The organism is Lentzea sp. NPDC006480, assembly GCF_040611995.1.
Taxonomy (GTDB): domain Bacteria; phylum Actinomycetota; class Actinomycetes; order Mycobacteriales; family Pseudonocardiaceae; genus Lentzea.
In genome coordinates this window covers 1-22,499 of the sequence record NZ_JBEXPJ010000149.1, presented here as the reverse complement: position 1 = coordinate 22,499, position 22,499 = coordinate 1, and the positions used below count along the sequence as shown (strand labels likewise).

General features: G+C 70.2%; 23 protein-coding genes and 1 pseudogene. 9 read left to right on the top strand and 15 right to left on the bottom strand.

The genetic code is table 11. The annotated features are described in order from the left end of the window. On the bottom strand, positions 1–288 hold a 288-nt coding region (locus ABZX92_RS36770), incomplete at its 3' end, for a hypothetical protein (protein ID WP_355570051.1). A 151-nt stretch (positions 289–439) separates the two neighbouring features. On the opposite strand from ABZX92_RS36770, the gene ABZX92_RS36765 reads away from it, so the two are divergent. The 5 genes from ABZX92_RS36765 to ABZX92_RS36745 all read left to right on the top strand — a co-directional run bounded on the left by ABZX92_RS36765 (position 440) and on the right by ABZX92_RS36745 (position 6,835). Then, a complete protein-coding gene (locus ABZX92_RS36765; protein ID WP_355570048.1) occupies positions 440–3,178 on the top strand; it encodes a DEAD/DEAH box helicase in 2,739 nt (912 codons plus the stop codon). A 96-nt stretch (positions 3,179–3,274) separates the two neighbouring features. Then, positions 3,275–3,961 carry a DUF4333 domain-containing protein gene (locus tag ABZX92_RS36760; RefSeq protein ID WP_355570046.1) on the top strand — a complete coding sequence of 229 codons (687 nt, stop codon included), beginning with the start codon at positions 3,275–3,277 and terminating at the stop codon, positions 3,959–3,961. Between the two features lie 121 nt (positions 3,962–4,082). Further along, positions 4,083–5,252, top strand: a complete 1,170-nt coding sequence (locus tag ABZX92_RS36755) for a GNAT family N-acetyltransferase (protein WP_355570044.1) — start codon at positions 4,083–4,085, stop codon at positions 5,250–5,252. Positions 5,253–5,324: 72 nt separating this feature from the next. After that, a complete protein-coding gene (locus ABZX92_RS36750; RefSeq protein WP_355570042.1) occupies positions 5,325–5,672 on the top strand; it encodes a YciI family protein in 348 nt (115 codons plus the stop codon). Beyond that, positions 5,669–6,835 (top strand): sigma-70 family RNA polymerase sigma factor, encoded by a 1,167-nt coding sequence (locus tag ABZX92_RS36745; protein WP_355570039.1) that lies wholly within the window; start codon positions 5,669–5,671, stop codon positions 6,833–6,835. Before ABZX92_RS36750 ends, ABZX92_RS36745 begins: the two co-directional genes overlap by 4 nt. On the opposite strand, the gene ABZX92_RS36740 is transcribed toward ABZX92_RS36745, so the two are convergent. Then, complete coding sequence (locus ABZX92_RS36740; RefSeq protein ID WP_355570036.1) at positions 6,810–7,754, bottom strand: 5'-3' exonuclease; 945 nt, start codon at positions 7,752–7,754, stop codon at positions 6,810–6,812. The two genes, ABZX92_RS36745 and ABZX92_RS36740, sit on opposite strands and share 26 nt — an antisense overlap. Positions 7,755–7,782: 28 nt before the next feature. Here ABZX92_RS36740 and ABZX92_RS36735 point away from each other — a divergent pair, with 28 nt between their 5' ends. Further along, positions 7,783–8,904: a Xaa-Pro peptidase family protein gene (locus ABZX92_RS36735; RefSeq protein ID WP_355570033.1), complete on the top strand. Its 1,122-nt coding sequence runs from the start codon at positions 7,783–7,785 to the stop codon at positions 8,902–8,904. Continuing rightward, entirely contained in the window at positions 8,901–9,347 is a 447-nt protein-coding gene (locus tag ABZX92_RS36730; RefSeq protein WP_045313945.1) for an Lrp/AsnC family transcriptional regulator, read from the top strand. The genes ABZX92_RS36735 and ABZX92_RS36730 overlap by 4 nt, the downstream gene beginning before the upstream one ends. Before the next feature lie 3 nt (positions 9,348–9,350). On the opposite strand, the gene ABZX92_RS36725 is transcribed toward ABZX92_RS36730, so the two are convergent. Next, positions 9,351–9,914, bottom strand: coding sequence for a hypothetical protein (locus ABZX92_RS36725; protein ID WP_355570029.1), 564 nt, complete (start codon positions 9,912–9,914; stop codon positions 9,351–9,353). Positions 9,915–9,947: 33 nt separating this feature from the next. Between ABZX92_RS36725 and ABZX92_RS36720 the strand changes: the two genes are divergently transcribed. Beyond that, the gene (locus ABZX92_RS36720) at positions 9,948–10,355 is read left to right on the top strand and encodes a helix-turn-helix domain-containing protein (protein ID WP_355570026.1); all 408 of its coding nucleotides are present in this window, start codon (positions 9,948–9,950) and stop codon (positions 10,353–10,355) included. A 1-nt stretch (position 10,356) separates the two neighbouring features. On the opposite strand, the gene ABZX92_RS36715 is transcribed toward ABZX92_RS36720, so the two are convergent. The 11 genes and pseudogenes from ABZX92_RS36715 to ABZX92_RS36665 all read right to left on the bottom strand — a co-directional run bounded on the left by ABZX92_RS36715 (position 10,357) and on the right by ABZX92_RS36665 (position 20,807). Next, positions 10,357–10,938 (bottom strand): ATP-binding cassette domain-containing protein, encoded by a 582-nt coding sequence (locus ABZX92_RS36715; RefSeq protein ID WP_355570023.1) that lies wholly within the window; start codon positions 10,936–10,938, stop codon positions 10,357–10,359. A 14-nt stretch (positions 10,939–10,952) separates the two neighbouring features. Continuing rightward, positions 10,953–11,552: an ATP-binding cassette domain-containing protein gene (locus ABZX92_RS36710; protein WP_355570020.1), complete on the bottom strand. Its 600-nt coding sequence runs from the start codon at positions 11,550–11,552 to the stop codon at positions 10,953–10,955. Further along, the gene (locus tag ABZX92_RS36705) at positions 11,549–13,996 is read right to left on the bottom strand and encodes an ABC transporter permease (RefSeq protein ID WP_355570017.1); all 2,448 of its coding nucleotides are present in this window, start codon (positions 13,994–13,996) and stop codon (positions 11,549–11,551) included. The genes ABZX92_RS36710 and ABZX92_RS36705 overlap by 4 nt, the downstream gene beginning before the upstream one ends. 39 nt (positions 13,997–14,035) lie before the next feature. Next, positions 14,036–14,761, bottom strand: a complete 726-nt coding sequence (locus ABZX92_RS36700) for a VOC family protein (protein ID WP_355570014.1) — start codon at positions 14,759–14,761, stop codon at positions 14,036–14,038. A 9-nt stretch (positions 14,762–14,770) separates the two neighbouring features. Next, entirely contained in the window at positions 14,771–15,634 is an 864-nt protein-coding gene (locus tag ABZX92_RS36695; protein WP_355570011.1) for a hypothetical protein, read from the bottom strand. A 191-nt stretch (positions 15,635–15,825) separates the two neighbouring features. Continuing rightward, complete coding sequence (locus ABZX92_RS36690; protein WP_355570008.1) at positions 15,826–16,818, bottom strand: proline racemase family protein; 993 nt, start codon at positions 16,816–16,818, stop codon at positions 15,826–15,828. After that, positions 16,815–17,708, bottom strand: a complete 894-nt coding sequence (locus ABZX92_RS36685) for a dihydrodipicolinate synthase family protein (RefSeq protein WP_355570005.1) — start codon at positions 17,706–17,708, stop codon at positions 16,815–16,817. The genes ABZX92_RS36690 and ABZX92_RS36685 overlap by 4 nt, the downstream gene beginning before the upstream one ends. 44 nt (positions 17,709–17,752) lie before the next feature. Next, positions 17,753–18,961: an FAD/NAD(P)-binding oxidoreductase gene (locus ABZX92_RS36680; protein ID WP_355570002.1), complete on the bottom strand. Its 1,209-nt coding sequence runs from the start codon at positions 18,959–18,961 to the stop codon at positions 17,753–17,755. Next, a pseudogene (locus ABZX92_RS36675) lies at positions 18,958–19,071 on the bottom strand (2Fe-2S iron-sulfur cluster-binding protein); the annotation flags it as partial. The pseudogene ABZX92_RS36675 and the gene ABZX92_RS36680, both read right to left, overlap by 4 nt. A 65-nt stretch (positions 19,072–19,136) precedes the next feature. Continuing rightward, a complete protein-coding gene (locus tag ABZX92_RS36670) occupies positions 19,137–20,234 on the bottom strand; it encodes an FAD-dependent oxidoreductase (protein WP_355569999.1) in 1,098 nt (365 codons plus the stop codon). 27 nt (positions 20,235–20,261) lie between these two features. Next, positions 20,262–20,807: an XRE family transcriptional regulator gene (locus ABZX92_RS36665; protein ID WP_355569996.1), complete on the bottom strand. Its 546-nt coding sequence runs from the start codon at positions 20,805–20,807 to the stop codon at positions 20,262–20,264. A gap of 30 nt (positions 20,808–20,837) precedes the next feature. Between ABZX92_RS36665 and ABZX92_RS36660 the strand changes: the two genes are divergently transcribed. Beyond that, positions 20,838–21,224: a hypothetical protein gene (locus tag ABZX92_RS36660; protein WP_355569993.1), complete on the top strand. Its 387-nt coding sequence runs from the start codon at positions 20,838–20,840 to the stop codon at positions 21,222–21,224. Between the two features lie 23 nt (positions 21,225–21,247). Here the strand turns inward: ABZX92_RS36660 and ABZX92_RS36655 are convergent, their stop codons facing one another. Beyond that, positions 21,248–22,117, bottom strand: a complete 870-nt coding sequence (locus tag ABZX92_RS36655; RefSeq protein ID WP_355569990.1) for a DUF4231 domain-containing protein — start codon at positions 22,115–22,117, stop codon at positions 21,248–21,250. Positions 22,118–22,499 lie beyond the last annotated feature (382 nt).

The following is a 22,499-nucleotide window of genomic DNA, read 5'->3' as shown; positions in this document are numbered from 1 at the left end:
ACGCTCGCGGTGGCCGCGCTCGCCGGGGTGCTGTACGCGATCGCCACCAGCGACTGGATGCAGAACATGTTGTGGTGCTCGGCGCAGCAGCCGCCAGGCGCCTTCCTGGGAGACCGGCGTCCACTTCTGGCTCGTCCAGGTGTCCTCGAAGTGGCACACGGCGAGCGTCACGGCGGTGCCGGGATCGACGTCCAGGCACATCTCATGGCTGAACCCGGCCGCCTGGGCTGACCCGGGAACCGCCGGAGCCGACAGCGTCGCAGCGATCGCGACCAGTAGTTTTCGCATGTCTTCCCCCTCGATGGTTGATCAGGGGAGAACGTGAGAGCCCGGCGTCGCAAAATCGTTGAAGAACGCCACCTGTCTCAATACCTTCAGTGTTGCCTGAAGTTAATCAATGTCGGCGGCGATTGTCGGTGTGATGTGAAAGCCTGAAGGGGTGTCAAGTGCTTCGCGGTCCCCGGCCGAGGCCTACGCCCACTCCAGGCGCAACGCCCAGCGGCCCAAGCTGACCGACTTCGGCTCCGTCATCTCGTTCGAGCTGGACCCGTTCCAGCGCCAGGCCTGCGAGGCCCTGGAGGACGGTCACGGAGTGCTCGTCTGCGCGCCCACCGGTGCCGGCAAGACGGTGGTGGGCGAGTTCGCCGTGCACCTGGCCCTCACCGAAGGCCGCAAGTGCTTCTACACCACCCCGATCAAGGCGCTCAGCAACCAGAAGTTCGCCGACCTCACCGCGCGGTACGGGGCGGAGAGCATCGGCCTGCTGACGGGCGACACGAGCGTGAACGGCGGCGCGCCGGTCGTGGTGATGACGACCGAGGTGCTGCGGAACATGCTGTACTCGGGTTCGTCCACTCTGGACGGACTGGCGTACGTCGTCATGGACGAGGTGCACTACCTGGCGGACAGGTTCCGCGGGCCGGTGTGGGAAGAGGTCATCCTGCACCTGCCGGAGCACGTGCAGGTGGTCGGTCTGTCCGCGACGGTCAGCAACGCCGAGGAGTTCGGCGAGTGGCTGGTCGAGGTGCGCGGCGACACGAGCGTCGTGGTGGACGAGCACCGGCCCGTGCCGCTGTGGCAGCACATGATGGTCGGAAACCAGATGTTCGACCTGTTCGAGGGCGACGAGACGCACGCGCGGATCAACGCGCAGGTGCTGCGCAAGACCGAGGAGCTGGCGCGCTACCACGTGCCGTTCAACCGCAACCGCAATCGCGGCAACACGGGGCGGCCGACGCGCAACAGCGGGTACAAGCCGCCGTCGCGCATCGACATGATCCAGCGGCTCGACAACGCGAACCTGTTGCCCGCGATCGTGTTCGTGTTCTCCCGGGCCGGATGTGACGCGGCGGTCGCGCAGACCGCGCGGGCCGGGCTGCGGCTGAACACGCCGGAGGAGACCGAGCAGGTCCGCCGGATCATCGACGAGAAGACGCGCGAGCTGCCAGAGGCCGACCTCACCGTGCTCGGGTTCTGGGAGTGGCGGGAGGCGCTGGAGCGGGGCATCGCGTCGCACCACGCCGGGCTGCTGCCCGCGTTCAAGGAGACGGTCGAGGAGCTGTTCGTCCGCGGGCTGGTCAAGGTCGTGTTCGCGACCGAGACGCTCGCGCTGGGCATCAACATGCCCGCGCGCACGGTCGTGCTCGAGAAGCTCGTGAAGTACAACGGCGAGGCGCACGTCGACCTGACGCCGGGGGAGTACACGCAGCTCACCGGGCGTGCCGGGCGGCGGGGGATCGACGTCGAGGGGCACGCGGTCGTCGTCTGGCAGCCCGGGATCGACCCCAAGGCGGTCGGCGGCCTCGCGTCCACGCGCACCTACCCGCTGCGGTCGTCGTTCCGGCCGGGTTACAACATGGCCGTCAACCTCGTGCACCAGCTGGGCGCGTCGGCGGCGCGCGAGATCCTGGAGCAGTCGTTCGCGCAGTTCCAGGCCGACCGGTCGGTGGTCGGGCTGGCGCGCCGGATCGAGCGCAACAAGGAGGCGCTCGCGGGCTACGCCGAGTCGATGACGTGCCACCTCGGAGACTTCACGGAGTACGCCGGTCTTCGCAGGAGGATCGCGGACCGGGAGAAGCAGCTCGCCAAGCAGAACACCAACGCGCGCCGGATCGAGACGGCCAAGTCGCTGGAGACGCTGCGCAAGGGAGACGTGATCGCGGTGCCGTCCGGCAGGCGCAGCGGCCTCGCGGTCGTCATCGACCCCGGCATCGAGCCGCTGGGCGAGGCGCGTCCGCTGGTCGTCACCGAGGACCGCTGGTCGGGCCGTCTGACGTCGGCGGACTTCCCAGTGCCGGTCGAGGTGCTCGGCCACATCCGGCTGCCCAAGCAGGTGGACGTGCGCTCGCCCAAGTCGCGGCGCGACCTGGCGGCGACCATCCGCAACACCGGCATCACCGTGCCGTCCCGCGGCCGCAAGGCGACCACGGCCGCCGACGACCCGGAGCTCGCGACGCTGCGCCGGGCCCTGCGCGCGCACCCGTGCCACGGCTGCGACCAGCGCGAGGACCACGCGCGGTGGGGCGAGCGGTACCACCGGCTGCTGGCCGAGACCGAGCAGCTGGAGCGCAAGGTCGCCGCGACCACGCACTCGCTGGCGCGTCAGTTCGACCGCATCCGGGCGTTGCTGCGCGAGCGCGGGTATCTGTCCGAAGCCGACGAGGTGACGAACGACGGCAAGCGGCTGACCAGGCTCTACAGCGAGTCGGACCTGCTCGCGGCCGAATGCCTGCGCACCGGCGCGTGGAAGGGCCTCAAGCCGGAGGAGCTCGCCGCCGTCGTGTCGTCGCTGGTCTACGAGGCGCGCCGGGACGGTCCGGTCGAGGCGCGGCTGCCGCAGGGTCCGGTGGCGGACGCGATGCTCAAGACCGTCCGGCTGTGGGCGGAGATCGAGGACGACGAGCGCCGCCACAAGCTGGAGCGCATCACCCGCCAGCCCGACCCGGGCTTCGCGTGGCCGGTGTACCGCTGGGCGCGCGGCGAGTCGCTGGAGAAGGTCCTCAGCGCGGCCGAGGCGGGCGGGAACGAGCTCGGAGCAGGCGACTTCGTCCGTTGGTGCCGGCAGGTGATCGACCTTCTGGACCAGATCCGCGAGGTGCTCGGCCGCCAGGACCCGGTCGGTGCCGCCGCGGCCAAGGCCGTCGACGCGCTGCGGCACGGAGTTGTGGCGATGATGTGATGTGCAGCTGACGAAGGTTTTGCGAGTCGGAGTAAAGACTGACGTCAACGGTGTGGTTGGATCGCGCCGCAACGTCGTACACACGGAGGTCGACAGATGAGCAGCCCGTACGGACCGTCCGGAGGGAACGATCCGCAGCAGCCCTGGGGCCAGCCGCAACAGCCGCAGCAGCCCTACGGTGGCGGTTTCCCTCCCGGCACACCGTCCGGCGGCTTCCCGGCTCAGAACCCCTACGGCCCGCCGCAGCCCCAGCCAGGGCAGCAGCAGCCGTACCCCGGTTTCGATCCGTCGCAGCAGCAGACGCAGCAGTACGGCGTACCCCCGCAGCAGCCCCAGTCGAACCCGTACGGCACCCCCGTGCAGGGCGACCCGTACGGCCAGCAGACACAGCAGTACCCCGGCCAGCAGCCCAACCCGTACGGGCAGCAGCCGGGTTACGGCCCGCCCGTGCCGCAGAAGAAGAAGTCCAGCGCGGCCATCTGGGTCGCCGCGGTCGTCGTGGTGCTGCTCGTCGGCGGTGTGCTGTTCGCCGGGTTCGTGTCGCCGGCCTTCTTCAAGAAGAAGATCTTCGACAACACCGCCGTGCAGACCGGCATCGTCCAGATCCTGAAGGACGAGTACAAGATCTCCGACGTCGGCAGCGCGACCTGCAGCGGTGAGAACGAGGTCAAGCCCAACACCTCGTTCGAGTGCAAGGTCCAGGTCGGCGGCAAGGACAAGAAGGTCAAGATCGTCGTCAAGACCGAGGACGGCGAGTACGAGGTGGGCCAGCCCACGGGCTGATCCCGCTCGCTCCGAAAGCCTCCCCCGAGAAGTCCGCGGGGGAGGCTTTCGCGTCGGCACGGTCGTCTGTGCGGGGAAACTGAGGTGCGGCCGCGGTCGTGCGTGGGCGACGATCGCGGGCGTGACCGAGATCCGCGTTCTCAGCGACGAAGCGCAGTTCCGCACCCACACCGCGGTGTTCCGGCGCGCGATGCACATGCCGATTCCGAACGACGAGCAGTGGCAGGTCGTTCTCCCCTCCTACGAGCCCGATCGGGTGCTTGCCGCGTTCGACGGCGACGAGATGATCGGGACGACCCAGTCGTACGGCTCCTCTCTCGTGGTGCCTGGCGGCGCTGTCGTGCCGCACGCGGCCATCTCACGTGTGGGCGTGCGTGCCGACTACACGCGCCGTGGCGTGCTGACCGCCCTGATGCGCGAGCAACTCGAAACGCTGCCTGATCCCGTCGCCACGCTGCGCGCCTCCGAGGGACGCATCTACGGGCGGTTCGGCTACGGCCTGGCGGGACGGTGGCGGTCGGTCGAGATCGACGCCAAGCGCGCCGTGGTCGCGGGCGAGATGGTCGGGCGGGTGCGGATGATCGACGCCGACACCGCGGACAAGTTGCTGCCGGAGCTGCACGAGGCGATCGGGCTGACGCGGCCGGGGCAGATCGGGCGGTGGACGGGTTGGTGGGCTCGGGAGCGCGACCGCAAGTCCCATGCGGAGAACTCGGTCACCGTCGTCCACAGTGGACCTCATGGTGACGACGGTTTCCTGACCTACAAGGTGACCGAGGAGAAGGAGTTCAAGCACCGGATGTCCATTGAGGACATGGTGTGGGCGAACGACGACGCGTGGCGCGACCTGTGGATCTACGCGTCCCGGCTGGACCTCGTCGACCAGATCGAGGCCGACATCGCGTTGGACGCGCCGGTGTCGTGGCTGTTCGAGGATCCGCGCGTCGTCCACACGAAGGACGTGTTCGACGAGATCTGGCTGCGGCTGGTCGACGTCGAGCGCATGCTCCAGGCCCGCACGTACGGCGCGTCGGAACCCGTGGTCATCGAGGTGCGGGACAGGCTGTTGCCCGCCAACAACGGCAGCTACCGGGTGTCGCCTGGCGGTGCCGAACGCGTGGACGCCCCGGCTGACTTCGCGATCCCGGTCGACCTGCTCGGCGCGGTGTACTTCGGTGACACCACGTTTTCGCAGCTCGCGGCCACCAAACGGATCACGGGCTCGCGGTTCGGCCAGGCCGACGCGTTGTTCGCCGTGCCCCAGAAGCCGCTCTGCGGCACCTTCTTCTAGGCGGGTGTCGAAATCGCGGCTCGCCGTTCGTCTTACTGCGACCAGACCGGGTCGGACGAGGAGGGCCACGCGATGAAGTACGTGATGCTGATCTACCAAGGCGGCGCGCTCGACGAACAGGCCGCGCTCAGCGACGAGGAGCAGCAGCAGGTCCGGGCGGACTACCAGGGCATCAACTCCACGCCAGGGGTCACGCCTGGGCTGCCGATGGGCCGGGCCGAGAACGCGACCACCGTGCGGGTCGAGGGCGGGAGGACCCTCACCACGGACGGGCCGTTCGTCGGGATGAAGGAGGCGGTCGGCGGCTGGTTCGTCCTGGAGGCCGACAACCTGGACGCGGCCATCGAGGTGGCGTCGCGCGTCCCGGCGGCGCGGTACGGCGGTGCCGTCGAGATCCGCCCCGCGGAGGTCTATTGGTGAGCGCGGCCGAGCGGGTCTTCCGCGAGGAGTGGGGCCGCGTGCTCGCCACCCTGGTCGGCTTCCTCGGCGACTTCGACCTCGCCGAGGAGGCCGCGCAGGAGGCGTTCGCGATCGCCGCCGACCGGTGGCCGCGCGACGGCGTACCGGACAACCCGCGGGCGTGGCTGATGAGGACGGCCCGCAACCGGGCGACGGACCGCATCCGCCGCGACCGGGCGCTCGTCGCGCGGTACGACCTGCTCGCCGCACGGCCCGAGGTGAGGTCCATGCGGGACGAACGACTGGAGCTGATCTTCACCTGCTGCCACCCGGCGCTCGCGGCCGAGGCGCAGGTCGCGCTCACCCTGCGCACGCTGGGTGGGTTGACCACCGACGAGATCGCCCGCGCGTTCCTGGTGCCGGAACGCACGATGGCGCAACGGATCGTGCGGGCCAAGCGCAAGATCAAGGCGGCCGGGATCCCGTTCCGCGTGCCGCCGGACCACCTGCTCGGCGAGCGGCTCGACGCGGTGCTCGCGGTCGTCTACCTGATCTTCAACGAGGGCTACGGCGGCCGGGACGAGCTGGCGGCAGAAGCGATCTGGCTGGGCCGGGCGCTGGCCGAGTTGATGCCGGACAGCCCTGAGGTGCACGGACTGCTCGCGATGATGCTGCTGAACGACTCCCGGCGCGAGGCGCGGTTCGACGACGGCGAGTTGGTGCTGCTCGCCGACCAGGACCGGTCGCGGTGGAACAGCGCGCAGATCGCCGCCGGCCGGGCCGCGCTGGACCGTGCGATCGCGTTGGGCGGGCGTGGACCGCACGTGCTGCAGGCGGCCATCGCGTCGTTGCACGCGGAGACGCCGTGCGACTGGGCCGAGATCGCGGCGCTGTACCGGGAGCTGGCCCGGCTGACCGGCTCGCCCGTGGTGCGGCTGAACCTCGCGATCGCCGTCGCGGAGACGGACGGGCCCGAGGCAGGCCTGCGGATCGTCGAGGACCTTGGCCTCGACGACTTCCGCTACCTGCACTCGACCAGGGGCGAGCTGCTGCGCCGTCTCGGCCGCACCGACGAGGCCCTGAACGCCTACCTGCGTGCGCGCGAACTGACCGACGACGGTGCCGAACGGCGTTTCCTCGAACGGCGGCTGACCGAACTCAGGCGCGCCGCTCCATGGCGTTGACCAGGCGCGGCACCGAGCTGCCCAGGCCCCAGCGCTGGGTGAGCTCGCGCAGCCGCTCGGGGTCGGCGGGCACGCGCGGCACCTCGTCGTCGCGGTCCTTGACGACCGGGGCGTCCAGCGCGGTGCGGACGACCGTGGGCGCGGCCGCCAGGTACTCCTCGGCCGCGATCAGCGAGTTGCGGGCCTTGGTGGTGAGCTTGCGGTCCATCGGGTCGCTCACGGCCTTGAGCACCGCGTCGAGCGAGCCGAACTCGCTGATGAGCTTCGCGGCCGTCTTCTCGCCGATGCCCGCGACGCCCGGCAGGCCGTCGGAGGGGTCGCCGCGCAGCACTGCCATGTCGGCGTAGGCGGACCCGGCGTTCTCGACCGGCAGCGAGTACTTGGCGGCCAGCTCCTCTGGGCCGAGGATCTCGACCTTGTTCCAGCCGCGCCCGACGTACAGCACGTGCACCGGCGTCGGCTCGTGGCGCACGACCTGGAACATGTCGCGGTCGCCCGTCACCACCTCGACGGGGGAGCGCTGCTCGTGGTGGGCCAGCGCGCCGATGACGTCGTCCGCCTCGTAGCCCGCCGCCTCGCCCGTGCAGATGCCGGCCGCGTCCAGCACGTCGAGGATGATCGGGATCTGCGGCGTCAGGGTGTCCGGCACCTCTTCCGAGCCGTCAGCGGCGTCCTCGGCCACGCGCTGCGCCTTGTAGGACGGCAGCAGCTTCACCCGGAACTCGGGCCGCCAGTCGGCGTCCAGGCAGGCGACCAGCCGACCGGCGCCGCGGTCGGTGATGACGCGGGCGATCGTGTCGACGAACCCGCGCACGGCGTTCACCGGCGTGCCGTCGGGCGCGGTCATCGAGTCCGGCAGCGCGTAGTACGACCGGAAGTAGAGGCTCGCGGAGTCGAGCAGCACCAGGGGAGAGCTCACGAGTGGACAAGCTACTAGGCTTTCGACCATGGCAACGATCACCGGGCCCATCGACGTGTCCGCGCTGCGCGCGCGACTTGACCGCGCTTCCACAGCCGCCGAGCAGGCGGGCGTCGACGCCCTCCTCATCTCGCCCGGCTCGGACCTGCGGTACCTGATCGGTGCCGGTGGCGACTCGTTCGAGCGCCTCACCTGCCTCGCGCTGCCGGTCGGCGGCACTCCGACGCTCGTGGTGCCGAAGCTGGAGCAGCCCGGTTACGCGGGCATCCCCACCGACGAACTGGGTGTCGAGGTCGTCACGTGGGTCGATGGCGAGGACCCGTACGCGCTGGTCAAGGCCGCGCTGAAGGGCACGCGCGTCGCTGTGGCGGACATGATGCCCGCCCTGCACACGCTCAAGCTCGGCCACGCGATCGGCGGCCCGCAGTCGCTCGCCGGGCCGATCATCCGCGAGCTGCGGATGCGCAAGGACGAGGCCGAGATCGCCGCCCTCCGCAAGGCCGGTGCCGCGATCGACCGCGTCCACGCGCGCATGGGCGAGTTCCTGCGCGTGGGTCGCACCGAGCGTGAGGTTGCGCGCGACATCGCGGTCGCGATCGTCGAGGAAGGCCACACCGTCGCCGACTTCGTGATCGTCGGCTCTGGTCCCAACGGCGCCTCGCCGCACCACCGCGACTCCGACCGCGTGATCGAGGCGGGCGAGGTCGTCGTCATCGACATCGGCGGCCCGGTCGCCGAGGGCTACAACTCCGACTCGACCCGCACCTACGTGATGGGCGAGCCCGCGTACGACGACGTCTGGGACACCTACGCGGTGCTGCAGGCCGCCCAGCAGGCCGCGGTCGACTTCGTGCAGCCCGGCGTGACCTGCGAGGAAGTCGACGCAGCCGCCCGCCAGGTCATCGCGGACGCGGGCTTCGGCGAGTTCTTCGTGCACCGCACCGGCCACGGCATCGGCCTGGACGTCCACGAGGAGCCCTACATCGTGAGCGGCAACTCGCTCCCGCTCGAAGCGGGCATGGCGTTCAGCGTCGAGCCCGGCATCTACCTCCCCGGCCGCTGGGGCGCGCGCATCGAGGACATCGTCGTCGCCACCGCCACCGGCGTCGAGTCCTTCAACAACCGACCTCACGAGCTGGTGGTGCTTTGACCCTCGAGCAGATCGACAGAGCGATCCTCAAAGAACTGGCCTCGGACGGCCGCTGCAGCTTCACGGACCTGGCCGAACGAGTGGGCCTGTCGGTCTCGGCCGTCCACCAGCGCGTGAAGCGGCTGGAACAGCGCGGCATCGTCAAGGGCTACGCGGCCCGCCTGGACGGCGCCGAGATCGGCCTGCCGATGTCCGCGTTCATCTCGCTCTTCCCGATCAACCCGGCCGAGCCCGACGACTACCCGAAGCGCCTCGAACACCTCTCGGAGATCGAGGCGTGCTACTCGGTGGCGGGCGACGCGTCGTACGTGCTGCGCGTGCGGGTCGCTTCTCCGACGGCTCTGGAGGAGCTGCTGCAGAAGATCCGGGAGTCGGCCAACGTCTCCACGCGAACGACAGTGGTGTTGTCCACGCCGTACGAGGACAGGCCACCGTCGGTCTGAGGTTCAGCGACGGCGGTCGACCGCGATCCAGTTCGTCTCCCAGGTCGCGCCGCCGTCGGGGGAGAACGCCTGCTCGAACTTCGCCTGGAACGGCCCCAGCTGGTTGATCAGGAACCGCACCTTGATCGGACGCCCGCCCAGCTCGTCGTCGCCGTAGAACTCGCCCACCCCGTCGTGGAACCCGCCGTACACCGACGGCGTGAGCAGTCCGTTGCGGATGTTGACGAAGGTCAGGCTCCACCGCTTGGCCTGCGGTTCGTAGAGCCGCATGTTGAGGCCTTCGATCCGCCCGTTCGCGTTGGCGACTTTCAGCTCGACCACGTTCGCCCGGCGGTCCAGCAGCGGGCGGACGACGGACGTGCCTTCGAAGTGGAGCCACTCGTCCGGCGTCTCCGACAGCGGATCGGCCAGCACTCGCACGTCGGTGTGCCAGGTGCCGATCTCCCAGTCGAAGTCCCGCTGCCCGTCCTCGGTACCGGCCGCCGCCGGCACCGAGGCGGTCAGCGAGACAACGGCGAGAACGGCCACCAGAACTCGTTTGTGTGGCACGGTGAGAAGCCTGCGCATGTTCATGATTCGACTGTCCGACGGAGCATCACCATGAACAAGAAGGCACCTGCGGGTAACCCCTCCCCGGCGCGCCCCAACCCTCTGCCGGGCTGCCCGATGGCCGCCGCGTTCGCCGCGATCGGCGGGAAGTGGAAGCTGACCCTGGTGTACTGGCTGGCCCACGGCGAGTCCCACTTCGCCGGCCTGCGCCGCCGCGGCACGCCGATCACGCCCAAGGTGCTGGCCGAACAGCTGCGCGAGCTCGAAGCCGACGGGCTGGTCGAGCGCGTGGAGACCGGACCTGTCCCGGCGCCGGTCATCTACCGGCTCACGCCCTACGGAAAGACGGTCCTGCCCGTGGTGGAGAGCGTCCGGGTGTGGGGTGAGGAGCACCTGCAGCGCACCCACGGCGGGACAGCGGTGAACGAGGCGATGAGCTGCGTGCACCCGGTCGGGTAGATCAGCCCCGGACCTGCCCATCGGCCAGTACCAGCACCCGATCGGCCACCGCGTGCACGGCATCGTGATGCGTGGCGATCAGGACCGCGGCCCCCTCGTCGGCAACCCGTCGCAACACCGCCACGGCGGCCACCGCGCTCTCGGCGTCCAGATGCGCGGTGGGTTCATCGGCGAGCAGCGCGGCAGGCCGAGCCACCACAGCCCGAGCCAGCGCCGCCCTCTGCTGCTGCCCGAACGAGACCTGCCCGGGATACCGGGCCCCCAGAGCCTCGATCCCCAGCTCGGCCAGCAACCCGGCGACACCGGAGACCGCGCGCCCGGCCAGCCTCAACGGCAGAGCGACGTTCTCCTCCAGCGTCAGCTCGGAAGCCAGCCCGAGCGACTGCGGCAACACGGCACAGTCGGACCACGAAGCGAGTCCGGGCAGCACCGAGCCGCGATCCGGGAAGTCGAACCCGCACAACAACGACAGCAACGCGGTCTTCCCGGAGCCGGAAGGGCCGCTCAGAGTCACCAGTTCGCCGGCGAACACGGCCAGGTCCACGCCGCGCAGCACCGAGACGCCGCCGAAGGCCCGGTGCACCCCGGAAGCCTGAATCACGATGCCGCCAACGGGATGCACAGGTCCGCCAAGGAAACCAGCCGCGGGTCGTGTGACGCCACCAGCGCGGGCACGGGCAAGGAAGCCAGCGTCTCCAGCACCAGGTCGGCCGAGCGGACGTCGAGCTGGGAGGTCGGCTCGTCGGCCACCACGACGGAAGCGCCGCGGGCCAAGGCGCAGCCGAAGGCCAGCCGTTGCTGTTGACCACCGGACAAGGCGCCGATCCGCCAGGTCGCCGACCCGTCCAGGCCCAGCTGGTCCAGCAGGGCGAGGTCCGGGGCACCGGCGGCGTGCAGGTTCTCGGCCACGGTCAAGTGTGTGATCAGGTTGTCGGCCGGGTTCTGGAAGACGACGGCGATCTCCTTGCGGCGCAACGATCGCAGCTCGGCCCAGGACAACGCGGAGGTTGCCACGTCCCGGATGAACACCTCGCCCTCGGAAGGGCGTTCGACCAGCGACAGGACGCGCAGCAGCGTCGACTTGCCCGAGCCGGACGGGCCCGACAGCACGGTCAGGCCAGGTGCGATCGTCAGCGACATGTCCGTGACGGCCCGCACCGGGCCGTAGTTCACGCCGACGCCACAAGCGCGGATCACCTGAGCAGCTCTCCCATCCGCGCGGTTCGGACGCCGCGCAACGCAAGCCAGGCCGCCACTACGACCACCAGAACGCCGCACAGGACCATCGAACCCAGCAGAGGCACCAGGTTCGGCAGCACGGGGGCGGGATTCAGCCACGGTGCCGGGTCCAGGCGGGGAACGGCGAAACCTGTGCTGACGAACGACGCCACCGCGCCGATCGCCAGGGCCAGCGACGCCAGTGTGCCCACTTCCAGCAGGTGACTGGACCACAGGACGGAAGGCCGCATGCCCATGCGGGTCGACAAGGCTCCCGACACGGCGTTCTGGCGGCGGCGGACTTCGATGGCCAGCAACAAGGCCACGGCAGCGACCACGGCGAGCACGAAGCCGATGGCGGCGACGAAACCGAAGGTCCACTCGACGGTCAGGAACGGCAGGCCGTCGAGGACTCGGGCGCGGTCGGCGACGTTCGTGTAGCTGATTCCGGCGGCCTGCAAGGAAGAAGTCAGCGAGGACAGCGGCAGTGACGACCACAGGTGCCAGGAGCCCACCTGCTCGGCGGCGGGCACGGACTCGCGGGACAGGACGTAGCCGCGGGTGCCGAGCTTCGGGAACGAAGGCAGCGCTGCCACCGGTTTCAGCAGTGGCAGGCCCGCGATCTGGATCTCCTTGTCGGCCGCGCGGCCGATCCGCAACGCCGGGGCGATCTCACCGGTCCGGTGCAGGCCGGACAACAGTGAGCGCACTGACGAGGCGTCGTCGACGACAGCGGCGTCGGTGAAGGTGGCCGGGTCGACGATCAACGCGCCGGTGCTCAGGCCCACGAGTGTTGTGTTGCCCTGCAACGACGACGGCAGGGCCACGCGGCCCAGAGCGATGTCCTGCGAGACCTGCACAGTGCTGTTGGCGCCCACGAACACGCCGGACTTCGAGTCCAAAGCGGACTGCTGCGCACCGGCGACCGAACTTCCGACCGCGATGGTGCCGACCGCGAGCACGCCCACCAGCAGGACGCCGGTCACCGGGCCGGCCGCGGCGGCAAGCCGGCGCAGAGCGAGCTGTGCCGCTGGGACCTTCCACCACCGCACGCGATGCGACCACACCAGCGACCACCGCAACAGCCGCACACCGAGCAGCGCCGCCGCCAGCACGACCAGCAGCGGGAAGGTCAGCGCGGCCACGTCGATCCGCGGCAGGTCGCCGGACTTCAACGCGGGACCCAAGCCGTTGTGCGACAACCGAACCCAGGCCAAAACGGCCAGAAGACCGACGACCAGCTCCCACGGCACCAGGGCGGGCCGCCACGACCGCGCCCGCCGCTGGAACGTCCGGTGCACGCGCCAGCCGGCCACCAGCACGGTCACCAACAACGACGCGAGCACCACCGCGAGAACGAAACCCAGTGCCACCCACAAGGTTCCGGAAGCCAGCACGACCCCAGGCCCGTACAGCGGCAGCAGCAACCGCGCAGCGAGAAGCCCGAGCAACCCGCCGGCCACCAACGGCAACCCGAGTTCCAAGACCCCGCGCAAGCCCAGCGAAAGCGGGCTCGCCCCGCGCACCCACAGCAGCCGCAGCTCGGAATGGCGCCGCTGAGCCCATTGCACGGTCACGGTTCCAACGCCGGCCAACCCGACCAGCACGCTGATGATCACCAACGGCAGCAGCGCCGACGACACGTTGCGCTCGGACGTACGAGCCGCCGCGATGGCCGACGACAACCCGTCGACCCGCGTCAACGGCAGCCGCAACGACGTCAGGAGCGCGTTCCCCTTGTCCCGCAACGCCTCGGCCTCGGCCAGCGTCGACGGCGGCTCGACCGGGAACCGCAGCGACACCGACGCCCTCGACGAGAAGGCCGAGGGCAGCAGGGCGAGATCGGACACCTGAGACACCCAGATCACCGAGGTGCTGGCGCCGTCGCCGCCCAACGGGTTCGGCACCACCGTCTGCGACTCCGAGCACCACCAGCCGGACACCGGATGCGCCAGGTCGGCGTAGATCGCGGACACCACCAGCGGCGAGCCGGTCAGCCGGTCGCCGACGCGCACGTGCGCGGCCGTGGCGATCGTCTGCGGCACCCACAACCCGGTGCCGCCGCCCTGGAGCACGGTCAGGTGCGCCAACGCTTCCGGCCGGTACCCGAACCGGCCGTAGGTGGCGAGGCCGTTGAAGTCAGGCCGCCCGATCCGCGTGTAGACCGCGCTCAACGGGCTCTTCGAGGACATCGAGACGGCGGACGAGAGCGGCAGGTCCTCCTTGCCGACGAGCGACGGGTGCACGGTGTGCGGGCACATCCGGTCCTGCTGGTACGCCAGCGCCGCGCTGCCGGCGGACGACGAGTGCAGCACGGCCGCGGCCACCACGAAGCCCAGCAGCAACGTCGTCGCGATGCTCACCAGCAGCGTGAGAGGGCTCGACAGCGCTGCCCTGGGGGCGGCTCTCCACGGCAACTGCACCAGCGCACGCTAACTGCCGTGCGGCTGTTTGGGGAGCTTTTAGGGGCTGACCGAGCTCATCACGCCGAACCGCGCTCCGAACGGATCAGCGAGCACCGCGATCCGGCCGATTCCCTCCAGGGAGCAGGGCTCGACCACCACGTCGGCGATGGCCGCGGCCGCGTCCGGATCAGCGACCTCGAAGTACGGCAGCCAGTACGCCGACGAGTCCGGCACCACCGCGCCGGCCATCTCACCGCTGCCGGCGGGGCGGAAGAACGAGCCGGGCGCACCAGGAATCGTCACGATCTCCCACGAGAACACCGTGGCGTAGAAAGAGGCGTCGTCCGGTGAGTGCAGCTCGACCCACGCCAGCGACCCGACGGACGTCACCGCGTCGACACCACGCAGATCACCCGCCTGCCACACCGCGAACTCCGCGCCGGCGGGGTCGGTCAGCTGCGCCATCCGCCCGCTCGTGAAGACGTCGAACGGCTCCAGCCGCACCTTCCCGCCCGCCGAAACGACCGAGCGGCACACGGAGTCGGCGTCCGGGGAGGCGAAGTAGATGGTCCACGCCGAGGCGGCACCGGGTTCGGACAGCGGCCCGACCGCGGCGACCGTTCGCCCCTCGTGGCCGAAGAAGCCGTAGCCGCCGGCCTCCGGACCCAGCGGCACGTGCGTCCAGCCGAGTACGCGGCCGTAGAAATCAGCGGCCGCAACGACATCAGGGCTGCCCAGATCGATCCAGTTCGGAGCTCCGGGCACGAAGTCGGTGGTGAGCAAGGAGACCTCCTAGTCCCACTTCCAGCGGATGCCGATCCAGTTCACCGACACGTTCGTCTCGAAGTGGTGCACGGAGTTCGTGTGGTCGAGCGCGAGATCCATCGTCCGGTTCGGCTCGTCCTCCTGCCAGTCCTGCAGGTAGAGGTGCGGGTCCTGCGGCAGCGCGGCCGGGTCGAAGTGCACCTCGATCAGGCTCTGGCCCAGGGTGCACCGCACGCCCTGCGCGTACTCGAAGCTGTCGAGCTGGGTCGGGTCGTGGATGACGAACTCGAACACCCACGTCTCACCCGACTTCAACGGCCGGTCGAACAGCAGCTCGTCGACCGTCACGTGCTCGGTCTCGTTGCGCGCGGACCGGCCGATGCGGCAGTTGCGCACGGGCTCCTGCACGACCTCCGACGCGCGCACGGAGTCGTCGCCGAAGTAGTGGGCGTAGAACCGGTCGACGCCGTCCTGGCGCGCGCGGGCGACCATGCTCACGTGGATGCGCGACGCGTGCCGGTCGGCATCGACGAAGACCCGGTCGTGGCGGGAGATGATCTCCAGGTCGTTGGTGTTGAAGCCGGGCATCATGCCGGGCACGACGTCCGGCCAGCCGTTCGGGCCGGTCTGCTCCAGCAGGGTGAGCAGCGAGCGCGACGGCACCTCCAGCAGCTCTTCCAGCGCCGACACGGCGCGCAGCGACTTCGGGGAGATCGGGCGCACCCGGCCCTGCTGCCAGTCGCTCAGCGTCGACAGCGCCACGGCCACGTCCTGCTGTGCCAGGCGCAACCGAAGCCGCTCCAGGGTGAGGCCGCGGCGGCGGATCGCCGCGCGCAGCGCCGAGTGGAAGGGTCCGATGCGCAGCAGCGCTTCCAGACTGGGCGTGGTCACGGGACGACCTTATCGACTGGCCGGTTGATTCCAAGGGCGCGCTGCACGCCCGCCTGGTGGTCATGGCGTCCGCAGGTACCGAGCCTTTTCCGTCGTGATCGGTGGCACCGTGCACAGGCTGTCCCGGCCAGCCAGACCGGGCACATCGGGCACATCGGGCATGGTGCCCACCGAGCCCTGGAATCAACCGTTCAGAGCGAGAACCCCTCCGGGAACGGATCGGTGGCGTCGAGGAGGTACTGGCCCATCCCGGTGATCCACGCGCGACCGGCCACAGTGGGCACGACCGCGGTGCGGTCGCCGAGCGGGACCTCTTCCAGCAGCCTGCCGATGAACCTGGTGCCGATGAACGACTCGTTCACGAAGTCCGCACCGATTCCGAGCTCACCGCGGGCGTGCAGCTGGGCCATCCGCGCGCAAGTGCCCGTGCCGCACGGTGAACGGTCGAACCAGCCGGGGTGGATGGCCATCGCGTTGCGGGAGTGCGCGCCGTCCTGGCCAGGGGCGGTGAACTGGACGTGCTTGCAGCCGTTGATCGCGCTGTCCACGGGATGCACCGGGCGGTTCGTCGCGTTGATCTGGTCCATGATGGAGAGACCGGCCGCGAGAATTCGATCCTTTTCCGTTCGGTCGAACGGGATGCCGAGTTGATCGAGTGGAAGGATCGCGTAGAAGTTGCCGCCGTACGCCATGTCGTAGCGGATCTCGCCGAGACCCGGCACGTCGACTGTCGCGTCCAGCTCGTGGGCGTAGGCCGGGACGTTGCGGATCGTCACCAGCTTCGTGCGCGTGTCGTAGTCGGCGAGCACGAGGCCGGCCGGCGTGTCGAGACGGACCGTGGTGACGGGCTCGGTCACCTCGACCATGCCGGTCTCCACCAGCACCGTGGCCACGCCGATCGTGCCGTGGCCGCACATCGGCAGCAGGCCGGAGACCTCGATGAACAGCACGCCCCAGTCCGCGTCCGGGCGGGTCGGCGGCTGCAGGATCGCGCCGCTCATCGCCGCGTGCCCGCGCGGTTCGTTGACCAGCAGCTTCCGGATGTGGTCGTGGTCGGCGATGAAGTTCAGCCGCTTGTCGGCCATGGTCTCGCCGGGGATCACGCCGACGCCGCCGGTGACCACGCGCGTCGGCATGCCCTCGGTGTGCGAGTCGACCGCGCTGAAGTACCTGGCGAACCTCATGAGGTGGCCAGCTTCATGTCCGCGTCGACCTGGGCGAGCTGCTCAGCGCTCAACGGACCGCGCGGAGGCCGGCACGGACCGCCGTAGCGGCCCACGAAGTCCATGGAGTGCTTGATGGCCTGGACGAACTCGGTGCGCGAGTCCCAGCGGAACGCGGGCACCAGCCGTTCGTACAGCGCACGCGCCTCGTCCAGCTTGCCCGCCAGAGCCAGGTCGAACAGCTCGGCGCACTCGGCCGGGAACACGTTGGGGTAGCCCGCGAACCAGCCCGTGGCGCCCATCAGCAGGCTTTCCAGCACGACGTCGTCCGCACCGGCCACGACGGTGAGGTGCGGGGCGGCCGCCTTGATCTCCAGCACGCGGCGGACGTCGCCGGAGAACTCCTTCACCGCCACCACGTGCTCGATCTGGCCCAGCTCGGCGATCAGGTCCGGGGTCAGGTCGACCTTGGTGTCGATCGGGTTGTTGTAGACCATGATCGGCAGCCCGGCCTTGGCGACCTCGCGGAAGTGGTGCACGACCTCGCCGCGGTTCGCGCGGTACATCGTGGGCGGCAGGCAGAGCACGCCGTCCGCGCCGTCCTCGGCCGCGAGCTCGGCCCAGTGGCGGGCCTGGTGGGCGCCCACGCCGTGCACGCCGATGACCGCGATGCCACGGCCCTTCACGGCGGCGATGGCGGTCTGGGCGACCTCACGGCGTTCGGCGTCGGTCAGCGACGAGTACTCGCCGAGCGAGCCGTTCGGCCCGACGCCGCGGCAGCCGTTCTCGACGACCCACTGGCAGTGCTCGGCGAGCTTGTCCAGGTCGGGTCGCAGTCCGGCCGGGGCGTTCGCGTCCTCGGCGTAGGGCAGGGCGGTCGCGACGATTACTCCGTCGAGGCGTTCTGGCATGAGTGGCTCCTCAGGGGGCGCGGCGGCGACGCCGGGGCGGGTGATCATGAGCTGGGGTCGTCGGGGAGATCGGCGAGTTCGCCGAGGGGGATCGGGACCGCGATCACGCGGCGCTGGCCGTCGAACGGGATGCCGGTGAGCTCGGCCGCGTTGCGGGCGCAGATGCGGCCCTGGCAGCGGCCCATCGCGACGCGGCTGGTGAGTTTGAGCTCGCGCATGCTGGTGGCTTCGGCGAGGTCTGCGAGCGTGACCTTCTCGCAGCGGCACACCGTGGTGTCGGGGTGGAGCCACGTCCGCCAGCCGGGCTGGACGGCGTGGGCTCTCGCCAGGGCCTGGGCGAAGAGGCGGCCCTTGCGGACGGCTTCCAGGGCCTCTCGCGGCGGTTCCTGTTGTGCCGCAGCGGCTCCGGCGATGATGCCTTCGGCTTCCGCGAGGTCCGCGCCACCGATACCGGTGACTTCGCCGGCCGCGTAGATGTTCTCGATCGACGTCTGCTGGCGTTCGTCGACGTCGAGGAAGTCGTTGGTGCGCTGGGCGTTCGGCACGAGGTCGGTGCGCGGGAGGAAGCCGTAGCCGATGCAGACCAGGTCGGCGTGCTCGGTGCGGTGGCTGACCGGGTTCCAGTGGCGGTCGAGTTTCGCGACCGTGACGCGGCTGCCGTGCTTGGCGATGACGGCGGTGCGGGTTTGCAGGTGGGGCAGGACCCTGCGGTAGCCCGCCAGCTCGGCGATCTTGTGGCGGTTGGCCAGGACGGCCTTGGACTCGTGCAGCCACCTGGTGGGGGAGGACGCCTCGTAGACGCCCACGAGGGTGGCGCCGAGGTCCTGCAGGGCGGTGGCGACCGGGAGCAGGAACGGGCCGGTGCCGGCGACGATGACGCGTTCGGCGAGGCTGACGCCCTGTTTGGCGAGAGCTTGGGCGGCGCCCGCGGTGATCACGCCGGGGCCGTCCCAGCCGGGGAAGGGGAGGGGGCGGTCGTAGGCGCCGGTGGCGATGATCAGCGCGTCGAACCGGAGCTGAGCGGGTCCGCGCAGATGGAGTGTCCGGTCCTCGACGAGCCACGCCTCGGTGTTCTTGAGGTGTGTGACGCCGTGGTGCTCGAACTTGGCGCGGCCGCGCAGGAACTGGCCGCCTGCCTCGGGTTCCGAGTCGACCACGGTGACCTGGGCGCCCGCGTCGGCGGCCGTTCTGGCGGCGGCCATGCCGGCCGGGCCCGCACCCACGACCACGATTCTTCTGGGCACGATCTTCATGATTGGGTCCTGATCTCGTCGCCGTCGCGCAGCTGGTGTCGGCACGCGCGGACCTCGGGCACGCCGTTGATCTCCGCGACGCAGCCGAAGCAGACACCGATGCCGCAGAAGAACCGTCCTGGCAACAGTTCCGCGACGTGCGCGACCTCGCGCTGCCCGCCGTTGAAGGTCACCTTCACACCATCACCTCCGGCCGGTCGACGCGGAACGGACGCGGGTCGACGTGCGGCGTCGCACCGGTGAGCAGCTCGGCCAGCAGCCGTCCGGTGGCCGGGGCGAGCCCGACGCCCGCGCCCTCGTGGCCCGTGGCGTGCCAGAGACCTGGCGTGCGGGGATCGGGACCGATGATCGGCAGGTGATCCGGGGCGTACGGGCGGAAGCCGCCGTACGCGCGCATCACCGGCACGTCGGTGAGCATCGGGAAGAGCGCGACCGCTTTGCGTGCCAATGCTTTCAGCACCTTGCTCTCGATCGTGTCGTCGAAGCCCTTGCGCTGGCGGCTCGACCCGATCAGCACCGTGCCGGCCTGGGTCGACTCGACGACGCCGGACGTCTGCAGGTCGGCGTCACCGCTCGCGACCGCGCCGACGTAGTCCGCGTCGTAGACCTTGTGCCGGATCGTGCCGGGGATCGGCGTGGTCACGAGCACCACACCGCGCCGGGGCAGCACGTTGACGCCGAAGTGCCGCGCCCACGGGCCGGTGGCGTTGACGACCGCGCCGCAGCTGATCACACCGGTGGACGTGGTCACCGAACGGCCGTCCGTTGTGGACACGTCGGCGTTGATGACCTTGATGCCGCGCAGCAGGGCTCGCGTGGCCTTGACCGGGTTGAGCTGGGCGTCCTGCAGGTAGTGGACGGCGGCGGTGATCTCCGGGTTGAGGTGTGGCTCGTGGGTCAGGGCCTCCGAGACGGTGAGCTCGCACGCGTCGATGCCCGCTGCCCGTTGCTTGGCCGCGAACGCACGCAACGGTTCGGCGGCGTCGGGAGTGGTCGCGACGACCAGGCCGCCCTTTTCCTCCCACTCGACACTTCTGGCCAACTCGCAGTCCTCGGCGAGCGAAGGCCACAACGCGCGGCTCGCCACCGCCAGTTCGAGCTCCGGGCCCGGCTCCTTGTCGCTGACCAGGACGTTGCCCTCGCCGGCCGCGCTGGTGCCCGACGCCGGTCCGCACCGGTCGATGACGACGACGTCGAGTCCACGCGCGCTCAGAGCCTGGGCGCACGCGGCCCCGATGATGCCCGCGCCCACGACCACGACGTCCGGATGCATCGCCACCTCCGTTCAATAGAATGAACGTTAGTGCTTCGGGTACTCCAGCACCAGTACCGAGCTGACCTCACCTTCGACCGTCTCGTACAGGTGCGGCGTCGAACCGGGGAAGCACACGTAGTCGCCCGGTCCGAGCTCGTACGGCTGATCAGGCGGCCCCACCCGCAGCTGACCGCTCGTGACCAGCACGTGTTCCTTGCCGGGATGACCTTCCGTGGTCTGCCTGGCCCCCGGCCGGACCCGCTGGTCGTAGATCTCCAGCACGGTGTCGCCGATGTCCATCCGCCGCATCAGCCGCAGGTCGACGGCGTCGCTGCTGAGCACCTCGACGTCCCTGGCGCGCACCAGCAGCACGTCCGGCGGGGTCCGCTCGGTCACCAGCGACGACACCGGCACGTCCAAAGCGTTCGACAAACTGAACACTGTCTCGATCGTCGGGTTGCCGGATCCGCTCTCCAGCTGGGACAGCGTGCCCTTGGCGATGGACGACCGCCGCGCGAGCTCCGACAGCGACCACCCGCGTTGCTCCCGGATCGCCCTGATGTTGGCGCCGAGCACCTGACCCGCACTCATAGCCACTGATCGTTGCATAGGCTTGCGCCCATGACTGCGTACACGGAGGCGGAGGGGCAGACCCTCCGCACGGCCGTTTTCGGTGCCATGGTGCTGGTGTCCACGGCGGACCCCGGCTCGGTCGACGAGGAGAGCCACGCCGGCGTCAGGGCGATGTCCCTGCTCCCGGACGACCTGCGCGCCGTGATCGCCGCTGCCCCGCCCTCGCTGCCCAAGGGGTCGGCGTCCGATGTGGAGATCGGCGTGCTCGCCGCGCTCAAGGACTCCGTCGAGATCATCAACGTGCACGACCCGCGCGAGGTCCCGGTGTTCCGCGGCGCGGTGACGGAGATGGTCCGCTCGGTGGCGGGTGCGGACGGCGAAGTGGCTGCGGCCGAGAAGGAGATGGTCGCCCGCATCGTCGAAGCCCTCAGCTGATCACGGCCGGCCGGCCGGGCCCCTCACGTGGCGCTCGGCTGGCCCGCCATCCACGTGGTGTTCTCCTTGCGGAACGAGTCCTCCGCGTCCATCACCGCCGTGGCCCACTCCTCCTCGGGAACGTCGGTGAGCTGGTCGGCCACCTGCGCCAGGCCGTTGGCCGCGATCGAGTACGTGAGGCGCAGCTTCTCGTACTGCCGCAGCCCCAGCCACGCCGCGCCGCTGGCGACGATCGCCGCCATCACCCCGGAGATGTCGACGTCCCAGACGCCGAACCCCTTGCCCGCCGCCAGCACGATGGCGAGCAGCTCACCGGCGACCAGCAGGGTGCGGAACTTGCTCGCGCGCTGCTGGTGCAGGCTCGCGTTGGCCGTGTAGTACTCCTGCTGGTTGGTGATCCGCTCGGTGAGGTAGGTCCGCCGGCGCTCCTCCAGCTCCTCGCCCCGCAGCTCGGCCATCCGCGGCGTCGTCCGGCGGCTCACGCTGGGGAACGTCAGTCCGACGCCGTCGCGTGCCACGATCTCGTTGACGCGCTGCTGGAACAGCTTTCGGGCGTCCGGCAGCGGCATGGCCGCCGGGAACGGGTAACCGCACACGGTGAACCGCCACGCGAGCGACTTGATGTCCTCGGCGATCGTGCGGCCCGCGGTCCAGTCGCGTTCCGGGCGCTGGGTCCACAGCATGATCTCCGCGAACAACGCCGCCAGGAACCCGAGCAGCGCCACCAGGGCCCAGATGTCGAACCGCCCGACCTTCCAGCTCAGCGCGCCGCCGAGCGCGGCGGCCACGGCACTGACCAGCCGCAGCTTGCTCAGCAGGAAGGTCTGCCGCTGCCCGCGCACGGCGATCTTGTCCGCGTCGTGGAAGACGCCGGGGAAGTCCGCCTCGATCATGTGCCTGTGTTATCACGCTTCGGGCCCTAACGGAGGGGTGTTCCCGAGGGAGGCAGGGGTGTTCACCCGGACAGCCGAGGGACCACTTCCCGCTGCTCGCCGGTCATTCCGGAAACCGGGTGGCGGCAGTACCTTCCGGACATCCCTTACGACCCGCCGTGCGCGTGAAGGGAGCCTTCGGTGAGACGGCTTCTCCCGTTTCTGTTGCTGCTGACGGCATGTGGCGGCCTGTCAGCCGGTCCCGAGATCTCCGGCGCACCGCGGCCCGGCGACCCGGTGGTGGTGACGACGGCGCCGTCCGAAGGGGTGAGGTCTCCGCGCCGCCAGGCTCCGACGGCACGAAGCCGGCAGCCGTGACATCCGTTGCTCCCGGTGGTGCCCC

Excerpts from the sequence above, each read along its gene's own strand:
- ABZX92_RS36680 (WP_355570002.1), bottom strand. The coding sequence starts at position 18,961 with ATGAAGATCGTGCCCAGAAGAATCGTGGTCGTGGGTGCGGGCCCGGCC.
- ABZX92_RS36670 (WP_355569999.1), bottom strand. The coding sequence starts at position 20,234 with ATGCATCCGGACGTCGTGGTCGTGGGCGCGGGCATCATCGGGGCCGCG.
- ABZX92_RS36655 (WP_355569990.1), bottom strand. The coding sequence starts at position 22,117 with ATGATCGAGGCGGACTTCCCCGGCGTCTTCCACGACGCGGACAAGATC.
- ABZX92_RS36690 (WP_355570008.1), bottom strand. The coding sequence starts at position 16,818 with ATGAGGTTCGCCAGGTACTTCAGCGCGGTCGACTCGCACACCGAGGGC.
- ABZX92_RS36750 (WP_355570042.1), top strand. The coding sequence starts at position 5,325 with ATGAAGTACGTGATGCTGATCTACCAAGGCGGCGCGCTCGACGAACAG.
- ABZX92_RS36665 (WP_355569996.1), bottom strand. The coding sequence starts at position 20,807 with ATGAGTGCGGGTCAGGTGCTCGGCGCCAACATCAGGGCGATCCGGGAG.
- ABZX92_RS36720 (WP_355570026.1), top strand. The coding sequence starts at position 9,948 with ATGAACAAGAAGGCACCTGCGGGTAACCCCTCCCCGGCGCGCCCCAAC.
- ABZX92_RS36725 (WP_355570029.1), bottom strand. The coding sequence starts at position 9,914 with ATGCGCAGGCTTCTCACCGTGCCACACAAACGAGTTCTGGTGGCCGTT.
- ABZX92_RS36735 (WP_355570033.1), top strand. The coding sequence starts at position 7,783 with ATGGCAACGATCACCGGGCCCATCGACGTGTCCGCGCTGCGCGCGCGA.
- ABZX92_RS36760 (WP_355570046.1), top strand. The coding sequence starts at position 3,275 with ATGAGCAGCCCGTACGGACCGTCCGGAGGGAACGATCCGCAGCAGCCC.
- ABZX92_RS36660 (WP_355569993.1), top strand. The coding sequence starts at position 20,838 with ATGACTGCGTACACGGAGGCGGAGGGGCAGACCCTCCGCACGGCCGTT.
- ABZX92_RS36685 (WP_355570005.1), bottom strand. The coding sequence starts at position 17,708 with ATGCCAGAACGCCTCGACGGAGTAATCGTCGCGACCGCCCTGCCCTAC.